Annotated in this window: 16 protein-coding genes and 7 tRNA genes; 4 read left to right on the forward strand and 19 right to left on the reverse strand. The window is 29.4% G+C overall.

Annotated elements, in window-relative coordinates:
- Positions 1-103: 103 nt before the first annotated feature.
- On the forward strand, positions 104-1,372 hold the full coding sequence (locus CQA75_RS03610) for an aminotransferase class V-fold PLP-dependent enzyme (RefSeq protein WP_137623696.1): 1,269 nt from the start codon (positions 104-106) through the stop codon (positions 1,370-1,372).
- Between the two features lie 15 nt (positions 1,373-1,387).
- On the opposite strand, the gene CQA75_RS03615 is transcribed toward CQA75_RS03610, so the two are convergent.
- The 8 genes from CQA75_RS03615 to CQA75_RS03650 all read right to left on the reverse strand — a co-directional run bounded on the left by CQA75_RS03615 (position 1,388) and on the right by CQA75_RS03650 (position 2,821).
- Positions 1,388-1,464, reverse strand: a tRNA-Asp gene (locus tag CQA75_RS03615).
- 10 nt (positions 1,465-1,474) lie between these two features.
- Positions 1,475-1,550 (reverse strand) — tRNA-Val (locus CQA75_RS03620).
- A 9-nt stretch (positions 1,551-1,559) separates the two neighbouring features.
- A tRNA-Arg gene (locus tag CQA75_RS03625) sits at positions 1,560-1,635 on the reverse strand.
- 14 nt (positions 1,636-1,649) lie between these two features.
- Positions 1,650-1,725: transfer RNA gene (locus CQA75_RS03630), tRNA-Lys, on the reverse strand.
- A 5-nt stretch (positions 1,726-1,730) separates the two neighbouring features.
- Positions 1,731-1,807 (reverse strand) — tRNA-Asp (locus tag CQA75_RS03635).
- Positions 1,808-1,824: 17 nt separating this feature from the next.
- Positions 1,825-1,900: transfer RNA gene (locus CQA75_RS03640), tRNA-Val, on the reverse strand.
- Between the two features lie 4 nt (positions 1,901-1,904).
- A tRNA-Lys gene (locus CQA75_RS03645) sits at positions 1,905-1,980 on the reverse strand.
- Between the two features lie 61 nt (positions 1,981-2,041).
- On the reverse strand, positions 2,042-2,821 hold the full coding sequence (locus tag CQA75_RS03650; protein WP_137623697.1) for an amino acid ABC transporter permease: 780 nt from the start codon (positions 2,819-2,821) through the stop codon (positions 2,042-2,044).
- 110 nt (positions 2,822-2,931) lie between these two features.
- Here CQA75_RS03650 and CQA75_RS03655 point away from each other — a divergent pair, with 110 nt between their 5' ends.
- A complete protein-coding gene (locus CQA75_RS03655; protein ID WP_137623698.1) occupies positions 2,932-3,303 on the forward strand; it encodes a hypothetical protein in 372 nt (123 codons plus the stop codon).
- A gap of 94 nt (positions 3,304-3,397) precedes the next feature.
- Here CQA75_RS03655 and CQA75_RS03660 read toward each other — a convergent pair whose 3' ends face one another.
- The 4 genes from CQA75_RS03660 to secA all read right to left on the reverse strand — a co-directional run bounded on the left by CQA75_RS03660 (position 3,398) and on the right by secA (position 10,651).
- Positions 3,398-4,750, reverse strand: a complete 1,353-nt coding sequence (locus tag CQA75_RS03660; protein WP_171000075.1) for a Cj0814 family flagellar-dependent secreted protein — start codon at positions 4,748-4,750, stop codon at positions 3,398-3,400.
- A 151-nt stretch (positions 4,751-4,901) separates the two neighbouring features.
- Complete coding sequence (locus CQA75_RS03665; protein WP_137623699.1) at positions 4,902-6,053, reverse strand: Cj0814 family flagellar-dependent secreted protein; 1,152 nt, start codon at positions 6,051-6,053, stop codon at positions 4,902-4,904.
- Positions 6,054-6,860: 807 nt separating this feature from the next.
- Positions 6,861-8,066 carry an ABC transporter permease gene (locus CQA75_RS03675; protein ID WP_137623700.1) on the reverse strand — a complete coding sequence of 402 codons (1,206 nt, stop codon included), beginning with the start codon at positions 8,064-8,066 and terminating at the stop codon, positions 6,861-6,863.
- Positions 8,063-10,651, reverse strand: coding sequence for a preprotein translocase subunit SecA (gene secA / locus CQA75_RS03680; protein WP_137623701.1), 2,589 nt, complete (start codon positions 10,649-10,651; stop codon positions 8,063-8,065). The genes CQA75_RS03675 and secA overlap by 4 nt, the downstream gene beginning before the upstream one ends.
- Positions 10,652-10,743: 92 nt before the next feature.
- On the opposite strand from secA, the gene lolA reads away from it, so the two are divergent.
- Positions 10,744-11,253, forward strand: a complete 510-nt coding sequence (lolA, locus tag CQA75_RS03685; RefSeq protein ID WP_137623702.1) for a LolA-like outer membrane lipoprotein chaperone — start codon at positions 10,744-10,746, stop codon at positions 11,251-11,253.
- A 4-nt stretch (positions 11,254-11,257) separates the two neighbouring features.
- Here the strand turns inward: lolA and CQA75_RS03690 are convergent, their stop codons facing one another.
- Together CQA75_RS03690 and CQA75_RS03695 are read right to left on the reverse strand one after the other, a co-directional pair.
- Positions 11,258-11,998: a hypothetical protein gene (locus CQA75_RS03690; protein ID WP_137623703.1), complete on the reverse strand. Its 741-nt coding sequence runs from the start codon at positions 11,996-11,998 to the stop codon at positions 11,258-11,260.
- A 9-nt stretch (positions 11,999-12,007) separates the two neighbouring features.
- The gene (locus tag CQA75_RS03695; protein ID WP_137623704.1) at positions 12,008-13,345 is read right to left on the reverse strand and encodes an ATP-dependent DNA helicase; all 1,338 of its coding nucleotides are present in this window, start codon (positions 13,343-13,345) and stop codon (positions 12,008-12,010) included.
- 48 nt (positions 13,346-13,393) lie between these two features.
- On the opposite strand from CQA75_RS03695, the gene CQA75_RS03700 reads away from it, so the two are divergent.
- Positions 13,394-14,725, forward strand: a complete 1,332-nt coding sequence (locus CQA75_RS03700; RefSeq protein ID WP_137623705.1) for an SH3 domain-containing C40 family peptidase — start codon at positions 13,394-13,396, stop codon at positions 14,723-14,725.
- Here the strand turns inward: CQA75_RS03700 and CQA75_RS03705 are convergent.
- The 5 genes from CQA75_RS03705 to CQA75_RS03725 all read right to left on the reverse strand — a co-directional run bounded on the left by CQA75_RS03705 (position 14,715) and on the right by CQA75_RS03725 (position 19,559).
- Positions 14,715-15,587: an N-carbamoylputrescine amidohydrolase gene (locus CQA75_RS03705; RefSeq protein ID WP_137623706.1), complete on the reverse strand. Its 873-nt coding sequence runs from the start codon at positions 15,585-15,587 to the stop codon at positions 14,715-14,717. The genes CQA75_RS03700 and CQA75_RS03705 overlap by 11 nt on opposite strands.
- A complete protein-coding gene (locus CQA75_RS03710) occupies positions 15,584-16,471 on the reverse strand; it encodes a cation diffusion facilitator family transporter (RefSeq protein WP_137623707.1) in 888 nt (295 codons plus the stop codon). Before CQA75_RS03710 ends, CQA75_RS03705 begins: the two co-directional genes overlap by 4 nt.
- Entirely contained in the window at positions 16,468-17,445 is a 978-nt protein-coding gene (locus tag CQA75_RS03715; protein WP_137623708.1) for an agmatine deiminase family protein, read from the reverse strand. Before CQA75_RS03715 ends, CQA75_RS03710 begins: the two co-directional genes overlap by 4 nt.
- A gap of 79 nt (positions 17,446-17,524) precedes the next feature.
- Positions 17,525-17,956, reverse strand: a complete 432-nt coding sequence (locus CQA75_RS03720) for an META domain-containing protein (RefSeq protein WP_137623709.1) — start codon at positions 17,954-17,956, stop codon at positions 17,525-17,527.
- Between the two features lie 10 nt (positions 17,957-17,966).
- Positions 17,967-19,559, reverse strand: coding sequence for a methyl-accepting chemotaxis protein (locus CQA75_RS03725; RefSeq protein ID WP_137623710.1), 1,593 nt, complete (start codon positions 19,557-19,559; stop codon positions 17,967-17,969).
- Positions 19,560-19,597 lie beyond the last annotated feature (38 nt).

Raw genomic sequence — 19,597 nt, forward strand, 5'->3', positions numbered from 1 at the left:
TTAAAGTGCTGCAAAAACTCGCAAAATGATTAAATTTAATATTTTTCCTTTTAAACAAAATAATTTATAGTATAATTCTATCAAATTTTTACAAGGATTATAATTGCAAATTTCAGATTTAAAACAACAAATTATACTTAAAAAAGGTGTTTTGCATTTTGATTTTACTGCAAGTGCCTTAGCCTTAAAATGCGTAGAAAAACAAATCGCTAAAATATTACCAACCTATGCAAATACCCATTCTGATAGCTCTTTAAATTCTTTTAAAACTCAACAATTTTATGAACAAGCTAGAGATGATATTAAAAAAAGTCTCAAGTTAAATAAAGATTTTGCCCTTATTGCCTGTGGAACTGGATCAAGCAGTGCGATAAAAAAATTTCAAGAATTACTTGGAATTTATTTACCTCCGCTAGTGAAAGAAAAATATTTTACTCAAATACAAAAAGATACACTGCCTTTAGTAATTGTTGGGCCTTATGAACATCATTCTAATGAATTATCCTTTAGAGAAGGCTTGTGCGAATGTATAAGGATACCTTTAAATGAATTTGGAGAAATAGATTTTGACTTTTTAGAAAAAACTCTTCAAAACAATAAAAAACGACAAATTATTGCTAGTTTTTCTTTAGCCTCTAATGTAACTGGGATATTGAGTGATTATAAACGCATAAGTGATTTAGTTCGTAAATATAAAGGCATAGTGGCTTTTGATGCTTCTAGCTTTATCCCTTATAAAAATATATCTTGCAAATATTATGATGCTTTGTTTATAAGCTCACATAAACTCATTGGAGGTATTGGTGGCTCTGGACTTTTAGTCATCAAAAAAAATCTTTGCGGAAACAAGCCTAGTTTTGCAGCAGGTGGAACCGTAGGATACGTTTCAAGAACTTCTCAATGTTATCTTTGCAATGAAGAAATTTTAGAAGAAGGCGGAACTCCTGGAATTTTACAGCTTATCCGTGCTAGTTTAGCTTTTAAGATAAAGGATTCTTTAGGAATTTCTCAAATAGAAAAAAAAGATGAGGAATTAAAAAAATATTTTTTAAAAGAAATTCAAAAAATACCTGATTTGATTCTTTATGCTAAAAATTTAACCCATCGCTTACCTATTTTCTCTTTCAATATCAAAGGAATTTCTCCTTATGATCTTGCTTATGAATTAAGCAAAACTCATCACATTGAAACGCGTGCAGGCTGTGCGTGTGCTGGACCTTATGGGCATGATTTGCTTGGTTTAAAGGATAATCAAGAGCTTAAAACAAAACCAGGATGGTTAAGAGTTAGCTTGCATTACACACATGAAAAAGAAGATATTGATTATTTTATAAAAGCCTTAAAACAAAGTATAAAAAAACTGAAATTTTAGAAAGTATCATAGAAGTGGCGCAGCGGACGGGGCTCGAACCCGCGACCTCCGCCGTGACAGGGCGGCATTCTAACCAGCTGAACTACCGCTGCACCTAAAAAATGGTGGTCACTATAAGACTCGAACTTATGACATCCACCTTGTAAGGGTGGCGCTCTACCAACTGAGCTAAGCGACCAAAAAACAATGGCGACCCCTAGAGGATTTGAACCTCTGTTTCCACACAGAGAGAGTGTTGTCCTGGGCCACTAGACGAAAGGGTCTAAACCCAAAAAAGTGGTGTCCCGTGTTGGATTCGAACCAACGGCCCCCTCCTTAAAAGGGAGATGCTCTACCGGCTGAGCTAACGAGACATAAGTGGCGCAGCGGACGGGGCTCGAACCCGCGACCTCCGCCGTGACAGGGCGGCATTCTAACCAGCTGAACTACCGCTGCACCTAAGAAGTAAGAAATGGTGGTCACTATAAGACTCGAACTTATGACATCCACCTTGTAAGGGTGGCGCTCTACCAACTGAGCTAAGCGACCAAAGTGGTGTCCCGTGTTGGATTCGAACCAACGGCCCCCTCCTTAAAAGGGAGATGCTCTACCGGCTGAGCTAACGAGACATAAACTAAAAATGAAAATGTGATTATGCCAAAATATATACTCATTTGTCAAGGATTTTTTTCATTTTTGATATTTTCTTTCTAAATAACGCGAAAATAAACCGATCGGCAAGGTTAATACAAGATAAGCTATAGCTAAAATTATATAGCCTTCAAGCGTAGCAAAAACATAAGAATTAACCTCTTGAACATTTTGTGTTAATTCATTTACAGCGATCACACTCAATAAAGAACTATCCTTAATCAAATTAGCCAATTGTCCGCTAATAGGAGCTAAGATATTTTTCAAAGCTTGTGGAAAAACCACGTAAAATAAAATTTGCCTTTCACTTAGTCCTAAAGCTCTTGCGCTTTCTATTTGGATCAAAGCAATGCTAAGAATTCCTGATCTAAAAATTTCAGCCAGATACGCCCCAGAAAACAAAGAAAGGATAAATATCCCTACAAAATATCTATTATCAAAACCTAAATTATTGGCAATAATGTAATAAATCAACAACACTTGAACAAGCAAAGGCGTTCCGCGAATGATTTCTATATAAAATAAAGCAAAAAATCTCAACACTATAAATCTACTCAAGCTAAAAAAACAAATCACCAAACCAAAAAAAATACTACCTCCTAAAGCAAAAAAACTGATCAATAAAGTATTTAAAAATCCATTCAAAATTGTTTTTTTGTATTCCAACAATAAAGCAAAATCAAAATGATAAACACTCACTTTAAAGCTAAAATAAAAAAATAAAGTCAAAAGACAAAGCAAAAGCGTCGCATTTAATAAATAAGCTATTTTAGAAAGTGGTTTTATGGGTCTAAAGTTTTTACACTCCTGAATAAACAAAACATCCCCCTATTCTTCATAAAAACATTTTTATAATTTCAAGTATGCAAATTTTTTTATAAGTAAAAATTAACTAAAATTTTCAAAAATCATCTTAAAGGTAAATTAATATGCTAATTTTTGGACATCCTCTAGCAAAAAATTTGAATTTTAATTTTATAGAAAAAATTGAAAATTTGCAAAACGATCAAATTTCTTGTTTTTTTTATGATGAAAAAATTATCCAAAAAGCAAAAAATGAAAATTTGGATTTTGCTATTTTTATACAAAATAAAAATGAAATTTTTTTAAGCAATGCATTTGAGGCAAAATTTTTAATCTTTAAAGATGAAAAATTAGCAAAATTTGCTTCAAAAGTGGCTGAATTTTACCTTTTTGATAGCAAAATTTTAATGATGGTAGAAAACTTTGATGATTTGGAAAAAGCTTATGATTTGAGAGTCGATGGGGTTATTTTAAAGGATTTTATAAAGAATTATTAAAAATCAGTGATTTTTAGTTTCTTTAAAAAATAATATTAATATTATCAATAATTTTAAAAATACTTTAAATTTTAACCTTTAAAAATATAAACTTCTAAACCTTAATATTCACACTTCTATGTTTAGTTTTAGTTTTAGAACTCAATTTACTAAGATGATTAGTGTTAGAGTTGGAATTGTTATTTGTATTGTCATTATCTATTTTTACATTAAAAAGAATTTCTAATTCTTTTGCTAAATCAAATTTATTTTCAAGAAGTTTTTTTATAAGTTCATTTCTTATATTATCATCTTTATAAGTTTCTTTGTTTTTACTTTCTGCTTGGATGGGTTTGAAGGGTTTTTGAGTATTGTCATCTTGTGTTTTTTTATTTTTATTATTTGAAATGCTTTGTCCGTTAGGAAAAGTATGATAGATAATTCCCTTAGCTTTTTCTTCTGCAGTTAATTGTTCTACAAATTTATCGTGTCTTTCTTTAAAATCTAAATATTTAGTTTTAAACTCATTTAAACTCATATTAGAATTAATCATTTCATTGTATTCTTTTCCTAATTTTTCAATAGTTTTAATTAGCCTATCATCTCCTAAATTTTTCGCCCTATTCATATAATCCCATATTGACAAACTATCTCCTATGGGATTATCCCAATCGTTCTGTTGATTAGAAGATTTCATACGAACAGAATAAGTTAAATGATTAGAATTCATAAAGGATACAAAATCTTTAATTTCACTATTGCTAATATTTTTATCCAAACCTGCCATTTTACCTAATAAAGTAGTTGTTCCTTCTACAATAGGGTGATTTGCAAAAAAAGCAATCAAAGCACTTCCTTTGGATATTTCACCATCTTTTATTTGATATTTATCTGAACCTAAATCTGCTAATTTCATATCAGCAAGTTCCCAAAATGTTGCAGTATTATCTTGAAATTTTTTCCAATAATTAATACCATCATTATTGGATAAATTTTTTAAATCTTGCTCTTTAAAATTTTGCCCTAATTCTTTATCATTCACTAAAGAAGAAAAAGAATTATAAGCATTTCCTATAGTTTTAGCTATATCAATTTGAGAATAAAAGGGTTGTCTTTTAAGAAAACTATTTGCAAAATTCTCCATACCCTTAGCATAAATCTTATAATCTTTTGGTATTCCTGCAGCTTCATTGAAATCACTAGTAAAAAAACCATCTTCATCTACACCATAACCTAGTATTTTATCTACAGCCTTAGATTTATCACTTACTAAATTTGAATTTATTTCTTGGGTTTGTTTTAATGAGGTATTGTTTGAAATATTATTATTATTTAAATTTGTGTTGTTGTTTATTTCTTTATTGTTATTATTATCTACTGAATCATTTGTTTTAGAATTCTTTTTATTAGAATTTAAAGTATTTGTATAGTAATTATAATTTGAGTAAGAATTTATACTGTTTATCATTTTACTGCCTTTTGGTTGTAGTGGTAGATAATATTTTTATCATTTCTACCTTATATATCGGTAGAAATGATGAGAAGTTTATGTTATAGAAATAATGATATATTTTTATAAATTTGTTTTTTTTAATAATTTTAAATTTTAAAATTATTTTTTAAATTCTTTTATCTATACCTTTTTCATTAAGTTTTTCCATAAGTTCTAAAATATCTACTCCATTTTCTTTTTGAACTTTTAAAAATTGTTCCCAAAAACTATTTTTTATTTCATCTTTGTAAGTTTCTTTGTTTTTACTTTCTGCTTGGATGGGTTTGAAGGGTTTATCTTTTTTAATTGTTTTTTGATCAGTATTAATAGAATTAAATATTTTTTGACTTTCTATATCTTGACTTGTCTCTTCTTTTTGTAAAGATTTTTTATTTTTAGCCTCTAATTCCAACCATTCTTTTTTAAATTCTTCTATATTATTTATTTGCATAGGTAAAAGTAAAACTTGCCTCATAATTTCATCATTATTTGTATTATTTATAGGATGTTTATCAAAAAAATTTTTTAAATCTTTTATTTCATCAAGACTCATATTTCTATCAAGCCCACCTAATTTACCAAGCACAGTAGTATCACCTTCAACAACACCATAATTTTGTTCTAAACCTTTAGTAAAAGCAAGCAATGCTTCACCCTTGCTTATATTTTGCTTATCTTTAAAATCAAATTTTAATGAAGTTTCAACTGTAAAATTATTTTTATATTTTTCAACATTCATAAAATCATTCTCGTTTGAATATATACGTATTATTTGAAAATTTCGACTATTGTATTGTAACCATTTTGGAATATTTTTAAGTTCATCTTTGGTAAAATATGTATTTTCATTAGATATAAGTTGTGAAAAAACTTTATAAGCATTTCCTATGGTTTTAGCTATGTCTACATTAGTAAAAAAGGCATTATTGACTGTATTTTCCTTATTGATAAAGTTTGCATAATCTTGCACATCTTTAGCATAAATCTTATAATCTTTAGGTATTCCTGCAGCTTCATTGAAATCACTGGTAAAAAAACCATCTTCATCTGCACCATAGCCTAGTATTTTATTAACAGCCTTAGATTTATCGCTTACTAAATTTGAATTTATTTGTTTTAATGGGGTATTGTTTGAAATATTGTTATTATTATTTAAATTTGTGTTATTGTTTATTTCTTTATTATTATCTACTGAATCATTTGTTTTAGAATTCTTTTTAGAATTTAAAGTATTTGTATAGTAATTATAATTTGAGTAAGAATTTATACTGTTTATCATTTTACTGCCTTTTGGTTATAGTGGTAGATAATATTTTTATCATTTCTACCTTATATATCGGTAGAAATGAGTTTAACTTAATATATAAAGAAGTATCAGCGAGTACAACCTATATGCAAGCCGCCTAAATAGCTATCAAATTGATCTTTATATCTTCTGCTTAATTCTCTCACTATACTATTGTTATTTAAAACAGCACTAGATTACTGATAAACTCTACCTGTAGCACCATCTAAAACAACTGCCGCATAAGTAAAATAGTTACAAGGCTTTCCTAAATCAGAAACAGCTTTATTATTTTTAGTCATAAATCCCAAATATCAATCAGCCTCTTCAAAAGTTACCGCTATTAAATCAGCTTGCCATGTTCTATTAACAGGGTTATGTAAAATACTATCAGTATCAGCAAATCCATAACACTGGGTTGTACCGCATGTATATTCAGATTTCCAATACCCACCCTTAACATCTTTCATCTCATTAAGACTAAGAACTTTAACACCTGCACTATTATCACTGAGTGCACCATTACTGACTTTAGCTAGAAAATCATCCCCAAAGGCAGAACTTGCTAATAAAGCACCTAAAGTTGCAATACTAAATAACTTTTTAATCGTGACTTCTCTTTTTTGTTAAAGTGTATTTATTTTATCACAGTTGATTGTTTAAATCAAATTTTTAAAAGTTCTATTTTATAGATATTTTGGTAATGTTTATAATGAATTTTTAGTGTTTTAGGAGTTTTTTATTTTTTAATATAATTTAATAATAATGTGTAAATTGGTAATAAATTAAAAACTTAAAAAATTATTCATTCCTTAAAGTATCTAAAACATTGATTTGAGTTGCTTTTTTAGCCGGATAAAAAGACGATAAAGCGATGATAAGTAAAGCCCCTATAACCGTCAAAGTAAAATCCATAACCGACAAATCAAGCGGTAATTTACTTGTCCCATAAACATCAGCCGGTAAGGTAACGATATCGAAATTTCCTAGAAGCCACAAAGCGATAAAAGCAAGTAAAATACCCACTATCATACCACCACCACCTATAAGCATCCCTAAGGCAAAAAAACTTTTTTTAACCTCTGCCTTGCTTGCACCCAAAGCAAATAAAAGAGCGATTTCGCTACGACGATTCATAACGATCATTAAAAGAGAACTGACTATATTTAAACTTGCAACCAAGATAATCAGCATCAAAACTATAAAAAGTGCTCTTTTTTCAAGCTTTAAAGCTGAAAAGAAATTTTTATTTTGCTCCCACCATCCTATAACGATATAATCATCTTTTAAATAATTTTTTATTTTTTCCACATCTTTAAAAGCATCATCACTATAAACATGTATTCCATCATAACCTTGATTTTCATTCATTCCAAGAACTTTTCTTAAGGCTTTAACATCAGTATACATATAAGCTTTATCATAAAAAGCAAGTCCAGAAGTAAAACGAGCTTTTACTTTGAAACGTTTAGTTTGTGGGATCAAAGAAAATCCGCTAGGATTAAAATTTGAAAAAATAAGTGAAATCATATCGTTTTTACGCAAGCCATACTCATCCACCAAAGCCGATCCTAAAAGGATATCAAAACCGCTTAAATTTTGATCTTTAATAGCCTTAGCAACGATTTCATTGATCTTAATTTCATCTTTAAAATTAACACCAAAAAGCACCCCGCCTTCAAAGCGATTGTCTCCTTTGGCAACAACTTGAGTGCTGATATAAGGACTAAAAAGCAATTTTGGAAATTGCTTTTTAAGTTCATTAACCAACTCATCATCAACAGGAGCATAAAATTTTGACACAATGGTGATAGGATAATTCATCACAAAAAAACGTTTTTCAAATTCCTTATCAAAACCATTCATGATGGCCATTGCCACAAGTAAAACACAAAGTCCTACACACACTCCTAAAAATGCTAAAAGCATAGATAGATTAATAAAAGGTTGCTCTTTATCAAATCTTAAATATTTAAAAAGTAAATATTTTAAAACGCTTTTATTCAAGCCAAAATTCCTTGTTTTGGACCACTTTTTCCATGGCATTCTTTAAATTTTTTGCCACTTCCACAAGGACAAGGTGAATTTCTAGGAACTTTTTTAAATTCAGGCTCATCAAGCCCATCTTCACTTACTCCAATCTCTACAGAATTTTCAAGAATTTTTTCATTTTCTTTACTCGCTGCATCTTCTAAATCTTTAGCTTCTTCTTGAGTAAATTTAACACTAAAAAGAAGTTTTATACTATCAAATTTGATGCGATTCACAAGCTCTAAAAAGAGATTGTAGCTCTCTTTTTTATATTCCACTAAAGGATCTTTTTGATTGTATCCACGAAGACCTATACCTGTTTTTAAAATATCCATTTGATACAAATGCTCTCTCCAAGCATTGTCTAAAACTTGCAAATACAAAATACGCTCGATATTGTGTAATTCTTTTTCATCTAATTTTTCCATTTTTTGATGATAAGATTTTTCTAAAATTTCACTTAATTTATCTTGCATTTCAATGGCATTGAGATTTTCAAAATCGCTTTCTTTGATTTCAGTAGAACATTCATCAAAAATTTTACTTTTCAAAGTTTCAAAATTAAACTCGGTATTATTTTCATCGATCATAAGCTCACTCATCACACTAGCACTATACTCGGCAATATTTTGAGAAATCTTAGCTTTTATATCATACTCTTCATCTAACAATTCATTGCGATAACGATAAATGGTTTTTCTTTGCTCATTAGCCACATCATCGTATTCTAACAAATGCTTTCTGCTTTCAAAATGCAAACTCTCCACTTTTTTTTGTGCATTTTCAACCGCTCTTGTTACAAAAGGAGATTCTATATGCTCACCCTCTTTTATACCCAAGCGATCCATGATCCCTTTCATTCTGTCGCCACCAAAAATTCTTAATAAATTATCCTCTACACTAAGATAAAAACGGCTGATTCCAGGATCACCTTGACGCCCTGCACGGCCACGAAGTTGGTTATCTATACGACGACTTTCATGCCTTTCAGTTCCTATGATATAAAGTCCTCCCAAAGCTCTAACTTCATCATCTATTTTGATATCAACCCCACGTCCTGCCATATTTGTCGCTATGGTAACAGCACCCTTTTTTCCAGCATCTTGGATAATCAAAGCCTCTTGCTCATGATTTTTAGCATTTAAAACATGGTGTGGGATTCTTTCTTTTACAAGCATTTCATGAAAAACTTCACTTCTTTCTATACTTGCTGTTCCTATAAGAACAGGTTGTCCTTTTTTGTTGGCTTGTTTGATCTCTTCAATAACAGCTTTAAATTTTTCGTTTTGAGTTTTATAAATTAGATCATCTTTATCTTGTCTTTTGATAGGAATATTTGTTGGAATTGAAATAACATCCAAATTGTAAATTTGTGAAAATTCTGTCGCCTCAGTTTGTGCCGTTCCTGTCATACCTGCAAGCTTATTATACATTCTAAAATAATTTTGGAAAGTAATATCAGCTAAAGTTTGACTTTCTTCTTGAATTTTTACATTTTCTTTAGCCTCTAAAGCTTGATGAAGTCCTTCGCTAAAACGACGTCCTTCGCTTAGACGCCCTGTAAATTCATCAACGATAATAACTTCTTTATTTCTAACAACATAGTGTATATCTTTTTCAAAAAGATTGTGTGCTTTTAAAGCTTGATCAAGTTGATGTGCCAAAATAGCATTGTCAAGACTATATAAATTCTCCACTCCAAAAAGCTTCTCAGCCTTAGCAATTCCTGCTTCTGTGATCAAAATATTTCTATTTTTTTCATCCACTACAAAATCACCTTCAGGCTTAGCAGGAGGCAATACCGCTTCACCTCTTTTCATTTTTTTTGCCACTTCATTGGCTTTTATATAACCATCTAAAGTTCTATTAGTAGGCCCACTAATAATCAAAGGAGTTCTTGCTTCATCGATTAAAATACTATCTACTTCATCTACAATTACAAAATTATGCCCTCTTTGAACCTTTTCAGCCTTTGAAAATTTCATATTATCACGCAAATAATCAAAGCCAAATTCATTGTTTGTCCCATAAGTAATATCGCAATCATAAGCTTTTTTATGCTCTAAGTCATTATTTTGAGATGAAAGCACAACCCCGACACTAAAACCTAAGAAGTTATAAATCGCACTCATTTGCTCTGCATCTCTTTTAGCTAAATAATCATTCACAGTTACAACATGAACACCTTTTCCACTCATAGCATTTAAAACAACAGGCAAAGTCGCCACAAGGGTTTTTCCCTCCCCTGTTTTCATTTCTGCAATCTTACCTTCGTGCAAAACCATACCGCCGATTAATTGCACATCAAAATGGCGCATATTTAAAGTTCTTTTACCTACTTCTCTTACTATGGCAAAAACATCATTTAAGATTTCATTTTCTTCTTTTTCGCCCTTAATAATTTGCTCTTTAAATTTTAAAAATTCAGCTTTAAGCTCTTCATCGCTTAAATTTTGATATTTAGGCTCAAGCATATTAATCTGTGCCACTCGTTTAAAATATTTTTTTATTTCGCGATCATTTTTTGTTCCAAATATGGCTCTTAAAGCATTTAAAAACATTTTTAAAACCTTTTGCTAAAATTTCAAGCTATCATTATAGCTATTGTTTAATTAAAGTTAGCTAGAATTAATAAAAAATTTTAAGGAAAATAATGAAAAAAATTTTTATATTTTTTTTAATTGCTGTAGTTAAAATTTGGGCTATTGATCTTGATTTTAACACCTATTCAAGCGATTTTACTCAGCTAGTTAAATCCAAAAATTCAACGCTTCGTTATAGTGGACATTTTATCATAAGCAAAGATAAAGCATTTTGGGAATATACCACACCCAATAAAAAAGAAATTTATATCAATAAAAATCGAGTTGCGATCATAGAACATGATTTAGAACAAGTGATCTTTTCAAAACTCGATAACATACCTAATCTTAATCAAATTTTTAAAAATGCTAAACAAATTTCAAAAAATAAACTTTTAGCAAAATATGAAAAGATTGATTACACTCTTATTTTAGATCAAGATAGAATTCAGTCTATTTCTTATAAAGATGAATTTGAAAATGACGTAACAATAACCTTAAGCAATCAAATCAAAAATCCTAAAATTGATCCTAAAATTTTTGAATTTAAAATTCCAAAAAATTACGACATCGTTCAATAAGAAATTATTGAACGTGGCTTAAATTATTATCTAATTTCAAATCAAAACCCATATCTGAATTTTCTTTAGAAATATTATTGCTTGCATTTTTTTCTTTAAAAATTTGTGGTGGATTTTTGATCAAATCTTGTTTGATTTTTTCCTCAAGTTCTGAAGGATTGATCTTAGGGATATTAAGAGAATCAGGACTGATCTCACCATCATCTTTTTTATCTTCTTTATCATCGCCAAAAAGTTGCCCTATTTGCTTTGCTTCAGGTATGTTAGGAACGCTGATATTATTTGGAGTTTTAACCTGTGGAACTTCAGGAACGCTTAAATTTTCTAAAACTTTTTTCACTTCATCGCTTGTATTATTTTTTTTAGCTTCTGTACTCTCTAAAAATCTTTTAAATTCTTCTAAATCAAATTTTTCAACACCGCTTAAAGATAAAATATAAATATCATCGATATTTATTTTATATTTTTTCTCTATAAATTTTTTCAAAACTTTTTTAAAATTATCCTTGCCAATTTCAGTAAAGATATCCTCATAAAAAAAGCCAGAAATAACGGTATTGATAGAATCAATAAGCTTAAGTTCATTTTCTTTTAAATTTTCTCCTTCAAAATCCAAAGAAATTTCAATCTTTTTTAAAACATTAGCGCCGCTTTTAGAATACAAATCTGTTCTTAACTTAGATATTTCAAGACTTTGTGCATTTAAATTGAAACATAAAAAAATACAAAAAAATACCTTTTTCATTATTTTTCCTTAATGGCTTATATTTTCTAATTCTAGATCAAAAAACAAATGATTTTTGTAAAAATCAATCACATTAACATCAAATTTTAAAATATTTTCAAAATAATTTTCAAATTTTACACCCTTAGTGTAATAAATTTTTAAAGTATCAGGATTGATCGCTCTTGATAATGCCACATAAAGTTGTCCATTTTCAAAAATATGATCTATATCGCAAACTAATTTTTCAATACTCATGCCTTGAGATTTATGTATGGTAATAGCATAGGCTAATTTTATAGGAAATTGACTCACACTTGCTAGAGTATTGATAATTAGCTCCCCATTATTTTGCTCGATTTCCTCCATAAAAAAAACATAAGGTTCAAGCATGATATTAATCCCATTATTTTTTACGATACTGATATAAATTTTATCCTCATCATAGATAATATCTTCAATCACTCCTTGCTCTCCATTATAATAATTTTTATCCCAATTATTGATACAAAAAATAACGCGAGCTCCGATTTTAATCTTAAGTTCCTCTAAGATATTTAAACTCTTAATCCAATTTTGCAATTTATCATCTTCTAGTTCTTTATTTTCTTTTTGAATTTTAGCCTTAAAACTTACCAAAGGAGTTGTTAAACGATCAAGTTTATTTTCATTGATTTCATTAGCTTTTTTATTAATCCCACAAAGCAAAGTATAATCATCTTCTAATTTTTCTAGTTCCTTTGTATCAATGCACATTTGCTTAAATTGCTCGATGATATTCTCATTTAAAAAACCTTGTCTTATTAAAGATAAATTTTTATAAAATTCTAAATTTTGAGTTCTTTTAGGCTGTGAAAGTTTAACATTTTTAAAATTTAAGTCTTTCCAAAAAAAAGAAGAAAAAGCATAGCAAGAATTTAAAAAAAGAGTCTCTTTTTTTTCTTTAATCACAGGGGGTAATTGAAAAAAATCCCCTACGACTAAAATTTTTCCATCGAATCTTGAATTTTTGATTCTAAAACCTATCATTTCAAAAATATTAGCACTCACCATAGAAATTTCATCGATAATAATAAGATCAATTTTTTTTAAATTCTCATTTAATTTAGCAATTTTTTCTTTTTGTTTGCGATCAAAAACACTAAGTGCCATCATATCCTCACAATAACCCAAACAAAAAAAACTATGCAGGGTAACGCCGCCTATATTAAAGGCAGAAAGCGCACTAGAACCTAAAGCGACTACAAATTTACCTTGTTTTCTATAAGATCTCATTAGATTATTGGTTAAAAAGCTCTTTCCAACCCCAGCACCACCGCTTAGAAAAACATTGTCATTGGCTAAAATTTTTTCTAGTTTATCAAGCATTATATTTCCTTAGCTTTAATTATAACGATTTTTTGTAAAAGGTTGATTATGCGATATATTTTAGTTTTTTCTCTATTGTTTTTTACAGCTTGCTCCTTTAAAAACCCTACAAATCATTTTAAAGAAAATAAAACAAATTCACATTATGCTAAATTGGAATTTGAACAAAGTGTTGATATATTGCCAAAATTTAATCAAAACATCAATTTTAACGCCAAAGATTATAAAAAAATATTTTTTAAACCTTGGCATTCTTCTTTTAAAAACTATAAAAATCAAAATTTATTTTGGGCTTTTCCTATTTATCTTAACCCAAAAAATAAATATTATTTTTTTAACAAACAAGAAATTCCTATCTCTTGGTTTGAAAAACAAATCGATAATGCAAATATAAAAAATATAGGCGAGTTAAATCAAAAAGCTTTAATCATACAAAATACCCTACTTAAAAATATCCCTACCCAAAAAGCAATACTTAAAAATCCTTTTTTAGAAAATGAAGGATTTCCATTTGATTACGCAAATGATGCGATTTTAAATATCGCTACGCCTGTTTTAATCTCTCATTATACAAAAGATAAACGATACGCTTTTGTATTGAGTGAAACTGGAGTTGGCTTTGTAGAAAGTCAAAATTTAGAGACATTTTCCAACTCTAGAGCGAAAATTTATGAGAAACTCCACTTTATAACGCCACTCAAAGAAAAAGAAGCGGTTTTTAGCGAAGATCATCATTTTTTCTTTGAGACTAGAATCGGTGCTATTTATCCGTATTATAAACAAGATAAAAAATATTTTTATGGAAAGATTGGCTCTAAAAAATATAAAATTTTAAAAAAGGATGTTGCTAAATTTCCTTTAAAACTAAATGACACTAATTTAAAAAATCAATTAAATCAAATGCTTGGTTTGCCTTATGGTTGGGGTGGATATAATTTAGAAAGGGATTGTTCTTTATTTACTCGTGATGTATTTTCAGCTTTTGGGCTTTATTTACCAAGAAATTCAGGTGCGCAAAAAAATGCTTTTTATCATTTTGATATTAGCATGCTAAACAATAATCAAAAAAAGGATTTTTTAAATCGATTTGGAAAAGCTTATACAACCTTGCTCTACATCCCAGGACACATTATGCTTTATGCTGGAAAAATTACCGATAATAACATAGTAATACATAATATATGGGGGCTTAGAAAAGGAAAGACTCAAAGACTTATTATAGGAGAAAGTGCAATCACTTCTTTAGAGATAGGAAAAAAAGAAATTCTTGAAAAAAATTTATTACTTTCAAGACTTAAAGAGGTAAGCTTTATCAGTTTAAGTCAAAAAGAAATCGATGAGATAAATAAGTATTTAGCCAAAGATTTATCTAATCGATAAATCTTTTATTTAAATCATGAAAATATTCTATACGTCTATCCCTTAAAAATGGCCACCAACGCCTTACATTTTCACTTCTTGTTTTATCGATCTCTATAACCTTAACACATTCGTTTTCATTATCTAACAAGCAAAGCTCTTCTCCTTGAGGGCCAAAAATAAAAGAATTTCCCCAAAATCTTATTCCATCCTCTACTCCACTTGCGTCTTTTTCAAATCCAACACGATTAATCGCAGCCACAAATAAACCATTAGCAATAGCATGTCCTTTTTGAACTCCCAGCCAAGCACCAAGTTGCTTTTGCTTTTCTTCTTCCTCATCCTTATCAAACCATCCAATAGCCGTAGGATAAATAAGAATTTCAGCCCCTTGTAAAGCCATCAATCTTGCGGCTTCAGGATACCATTGATCCCAGCAAATCAATACTCCAAGCTTACCTACACTCGTTTGAATTGGTTTAAAACCTAAATCACCTGGCGTAAAATAAAATTTTTCATAAAAGCAAGGATCATCGGGTATATGCATTTTTCGATATTTTCCAGCTATACTGCCATCTTTTTCAAAAACAACGGCTGTGTTATGATAAAGTCCCGCACTACGTTTTTCAAACAATGAGGTTAATAAAACTATATTGTGCTTTTTAGCTACACTTGACCAAAACTCAATATCTTTTTCATAATCATTTGCATAATTAAAATAAGCAACATTTTCACTTTGGCAAAAATATTCACTTTGATGAAGTTCTCCTAAACATACAAGCTCAGCTCCCTTTTTTGCCGCCTCTTCTATAAATTCGCAAGTTTTTTGTATTGTTTGTTCTTTATTGGAATGAAATTTTTGTTGCACAAGAGCTATTTTCATTGTCTTTGCCTTTCTTGTTCTTGATCATCATAAGGATCTAGATGAATTTGTATATCCCATTTTTCATCTTTAAACATCAAACGCACATTATTTTCAATCTCATCTGAAATTTTGTGCGCATTTAAAAGCGAAATTATAGGACAAAAAACCAAATGCACACTTAAATAATTACAATTTGGTGTTCTTCTCGTTTTTAATTCATGGTAAGAAATAATCTCTGGATGCTTAGAAATTAAAGTACAAATTTGATCAACTTGTTCTTTTGGCAAGGCTTGATCCATTAAAAAAGATAAAGCTTTTTTAATGATTTTAAAAGCAGAAAAAGCCGTATAAAGGCTGATTACTATCCCAAAAATAGCATCGATAATATATAAATTTGTAAAATAAATCAGCACTAAAGCAATTAAGGTGCAAATATTGGTTAAAAAATCACTCCTATAATGTAAAGCATCACTTTCAATGATTAAACTTTTTGTTTTTTTTGCCACATAATTTAAAAAAAGAATAAGAAAAAAGGTTACAATAATGGCAAAAATCATTACAAAGATACTTGAATTTAAATCAATGATTTCTTTTTTGTAATAAATTTTTAAAATACTTTCATAAAAGATAAAAATACCCACACCTACGATAAAACCACCCTCAAGAAGACCCATTAAAGCTTCGATTTTGGAAAAGCCAAAATTATAATTTTCATTTGCCCTTTGCGCACTCTTTTTTAAAGCCAAAAAATTAAACGCAGAAATTGCAAAATCCATTAAAGAATCAATCGCACTTGAAAGCACTGCAACCGATCCGCTCATCAAACCAACTACAAATTTAACACAAGCTAAACCAAGAGCACAAACACTTGCAATGATAGTGGCTTTTTTTTGCAAACTCATCTTAAGCCCTTGAAACGATTTTGACAAGAACAATGCAAAGAGCCATTTTGACGCACAAATACTCTCGCATCTATGCCTACAATCTTTCGATCAGGCAAAGCCTTAGAAAGCCTTTCGATTACAATATTATCATTATCATCTTTATACAATGGAACGATTAAAGCGTTATTGACAAAAACAAAGTTTGCATAAGTAGCACCCATTCTACGATTATCATAAAAAAAAGGCTTAGGCAATGGTAATGGTAATAAATTAAATCCTGTTTTTTCAAGCTCTTCTTGCATTTTCTTTAAAGGTAAAAAATGTTCATCTTTTCCATCTTCACAAACACAATGTGCTATCGTATTTTTATTGATAAATCGAGCCAAAATATCCACATGAGAATCCGTATCATCTCCTTTAATAAAACCATTTTCTAACCAAATAATATGTTTTAATCCAAAAATTTCTTTTAATTTTTTATCGATTTGGGTTTTATCAAGATGAGAGTTTCTATTTGCATTTAAAAGACAATTTGTCGTCGTAAGCATAGTGCCATCGCCATTAAAATCAATACTTCCACCCTCTAAGACCATATCGATTTTTTCAAGTTTTTCTTTAAATTTTATATTAAAAAGTTTAGAATTTACAGCATTGTCTAATTCGCTTTGAAATTTATTTCCCCAAGCATTGAAGGTAAAATCAAGAGCTTGCAAACGATCATCCTTTAAAATATCTATAGGACCAAAATCCCTTATCCACGTATCGTTTGTATCACATTTAAAAAATTCAACGTTTTTTATATCCTTAAAAGGGATAAAATCTTGATCTTGCGGAGCAATCAATAAAACTTTTTGAAATTGACTCACAACTCTTACAAATTCTTGATAGCTTTTTAAAATTTCATCCAAATAAGGCTTCCAATCCGTTTTTTCATGTGGTAAAGAAAGGATTAAATATTCTTGCTCACTCCATTCTGGAATTGATTTTATCATTATATACCCTTATTGATTAAAAAATTTAATTGTGTTTTTGAAATAAATTTAAGAAAGTAGCCCAAAAAAGGGCTAAAAATTATTTAAAAAAGATTTTCATTTTACCGTTATTTAAAACGAGTTTGCCATTTTCGTTTGAAATTTTAAAAGTTCCATTGAAATTAGAAAGAAAAGAATTTTCAAAATTCATAACATCCATAGGATGGCAAAGCATTTGAGTTGATGCAGCACGATCTCCGTTGATTTTTATAGCATCGCCATTATTAGTGTATGATCCAAAAAAGCGATTGCAACCTGCATAACCGTAAAATTTATCTTTATCAAAGCTAATATTTGGAGTTTCTTCAGCATTCTTAGGATCAAATGTTTTTCCATCAACAACTATTTTTTCTATTTTTAATTGCTGATTTTGCGCTAATTTATTTTGAGTGTTAGCATCAGAAGACACTGAAGTACTTGCACAACCAGCAAAACAAGCAGCTGCCAAAGTCATTTGTAAAGTTTTTTTCATCTTTTATCCTTTAAATTTGAAATTGCTTTAATTCATTATCAAGATTATGACATACTATTTTTAACTCATCAGCAACTTGAAGTAAAATTTTTGAAATTTCTTCATTTTTTTCACTCGCCTCAACATTTTCTTCCATTCTCATTAACAAATCTTGTATATTTTCTTGACTTACTTTTATTTTTTGGCTGCATTGATGCACAAGATTTTTCGCATCTTGATTGCAAAATTTAACCTCATTTGCACTATTGGCTAATAAATTAGTATCTTCATTTAAAGAATAAATTTTTTGAGAATTATCCTTAAGCTCATTAGCCACTTTTTCTATGCTGATTAATAATTCTTTTGTGATAACCGCGACACTATTTAAAAATTCTTCGCTGTTATTCGCAAGCAATCTTATATCTTCAGCAATAACAGAAAATCCTTTGCCATAAACCCCAGCTCTTGCAGATTCTATACTCGCATTTAAAGATAAAAGATTTGTTTTATCAGCAATTTCATTCATCATCTGGGTGGCTTTTTGTATATTTTTTGCTTGTTCAACCATATCTGAAATTTTCTTAGCCAAACTGTTTTCACTTTCAGCAAGATCTGTAACTTTTTGTGCCACTGAAAATAACGACTTAAGCATTTGTTCTAATAACTCATAAGATTTATCATTTGCAGTATTTGCATCACTTGATAAATTAGCCAATTCTCTTAAATCAGAACCTATATTATTTCCAAGATGAAAACTTGAATCAATTTTTTTGTGATTTAATTCCGTAATTTCATTTAAAGAAGTTGCATTTGAATTTAAAAGAACACTTTGATGTTCCACATTTTTAGAACTCAAACTCGCTTCACTTACAGCTTTATGAGTTTTTTCGATAAATTGATTGATATATCCACAAGCAGTTGCGATTTCATCATGCCCTTTAATACGGATTCGTGCTTTTAAATTTCCACTGCCTTGAGCCAACTCTCTAGCATGATTTAAAAGTTCCAAAACAGGACGTCCTACAACGATCTTTAGTATAAAAAGCACAACAGCTAAAGTGAGTATTAAAGCAATTGTAAAAATCACTATATAGGTTTGGCTTGTTTTTGAGATATCTTTTTCTACACTTTCTAAAGAATGATATACATCCATAACCCCTATCACACTGCCTTCTTTTACATTTGCATGACAGGCTATACATGTTTTATTTGCAACCAAAGGACGAATAAGCCTTAAATGATCTATTCCATTAATATTTTGCTCTAAGGAAACCAAACTAGGATTGGAAAATTGACTTAAAATAATATTTTCATTAGAAATCAAAGGCTTCTTAATATCAAAAAGTTCTATTGTTTCTTTTGATGGATAAATTTTTATATCGCTAATCCCTTCAATACTCTTAGCATCATTAATTGCTTCTTTTATTTTATCTGGATCACCCAAATTCATAGCCATTCTCATGGTTTGAAAAACTAAATTACTGACCGTATTAAGATTTTCTTTACTGATTTGATTGGCTGTATTTTTAAAATCAAAACTAACGATAATTTGCATTATCACAAAACTAAACAATAAAACAATAAAAATTGCCGAAGAAACTTTAAATCCAATGGTTTTAAACATTTTAAATTGCTTTCATAAAATAAAATACTATAAACCAT

The sequence above is a fragment of the Campylobacter taeniopygiae genome, assembly GCF_005406225.1.
Taxonomy (GTDB): Bacteria; Campylobacterota; Campylobacteria; order Campylobacterales; family Campylobacteraceae; genus Campylobacter_D; species Campylobacter_D taeniopygiae.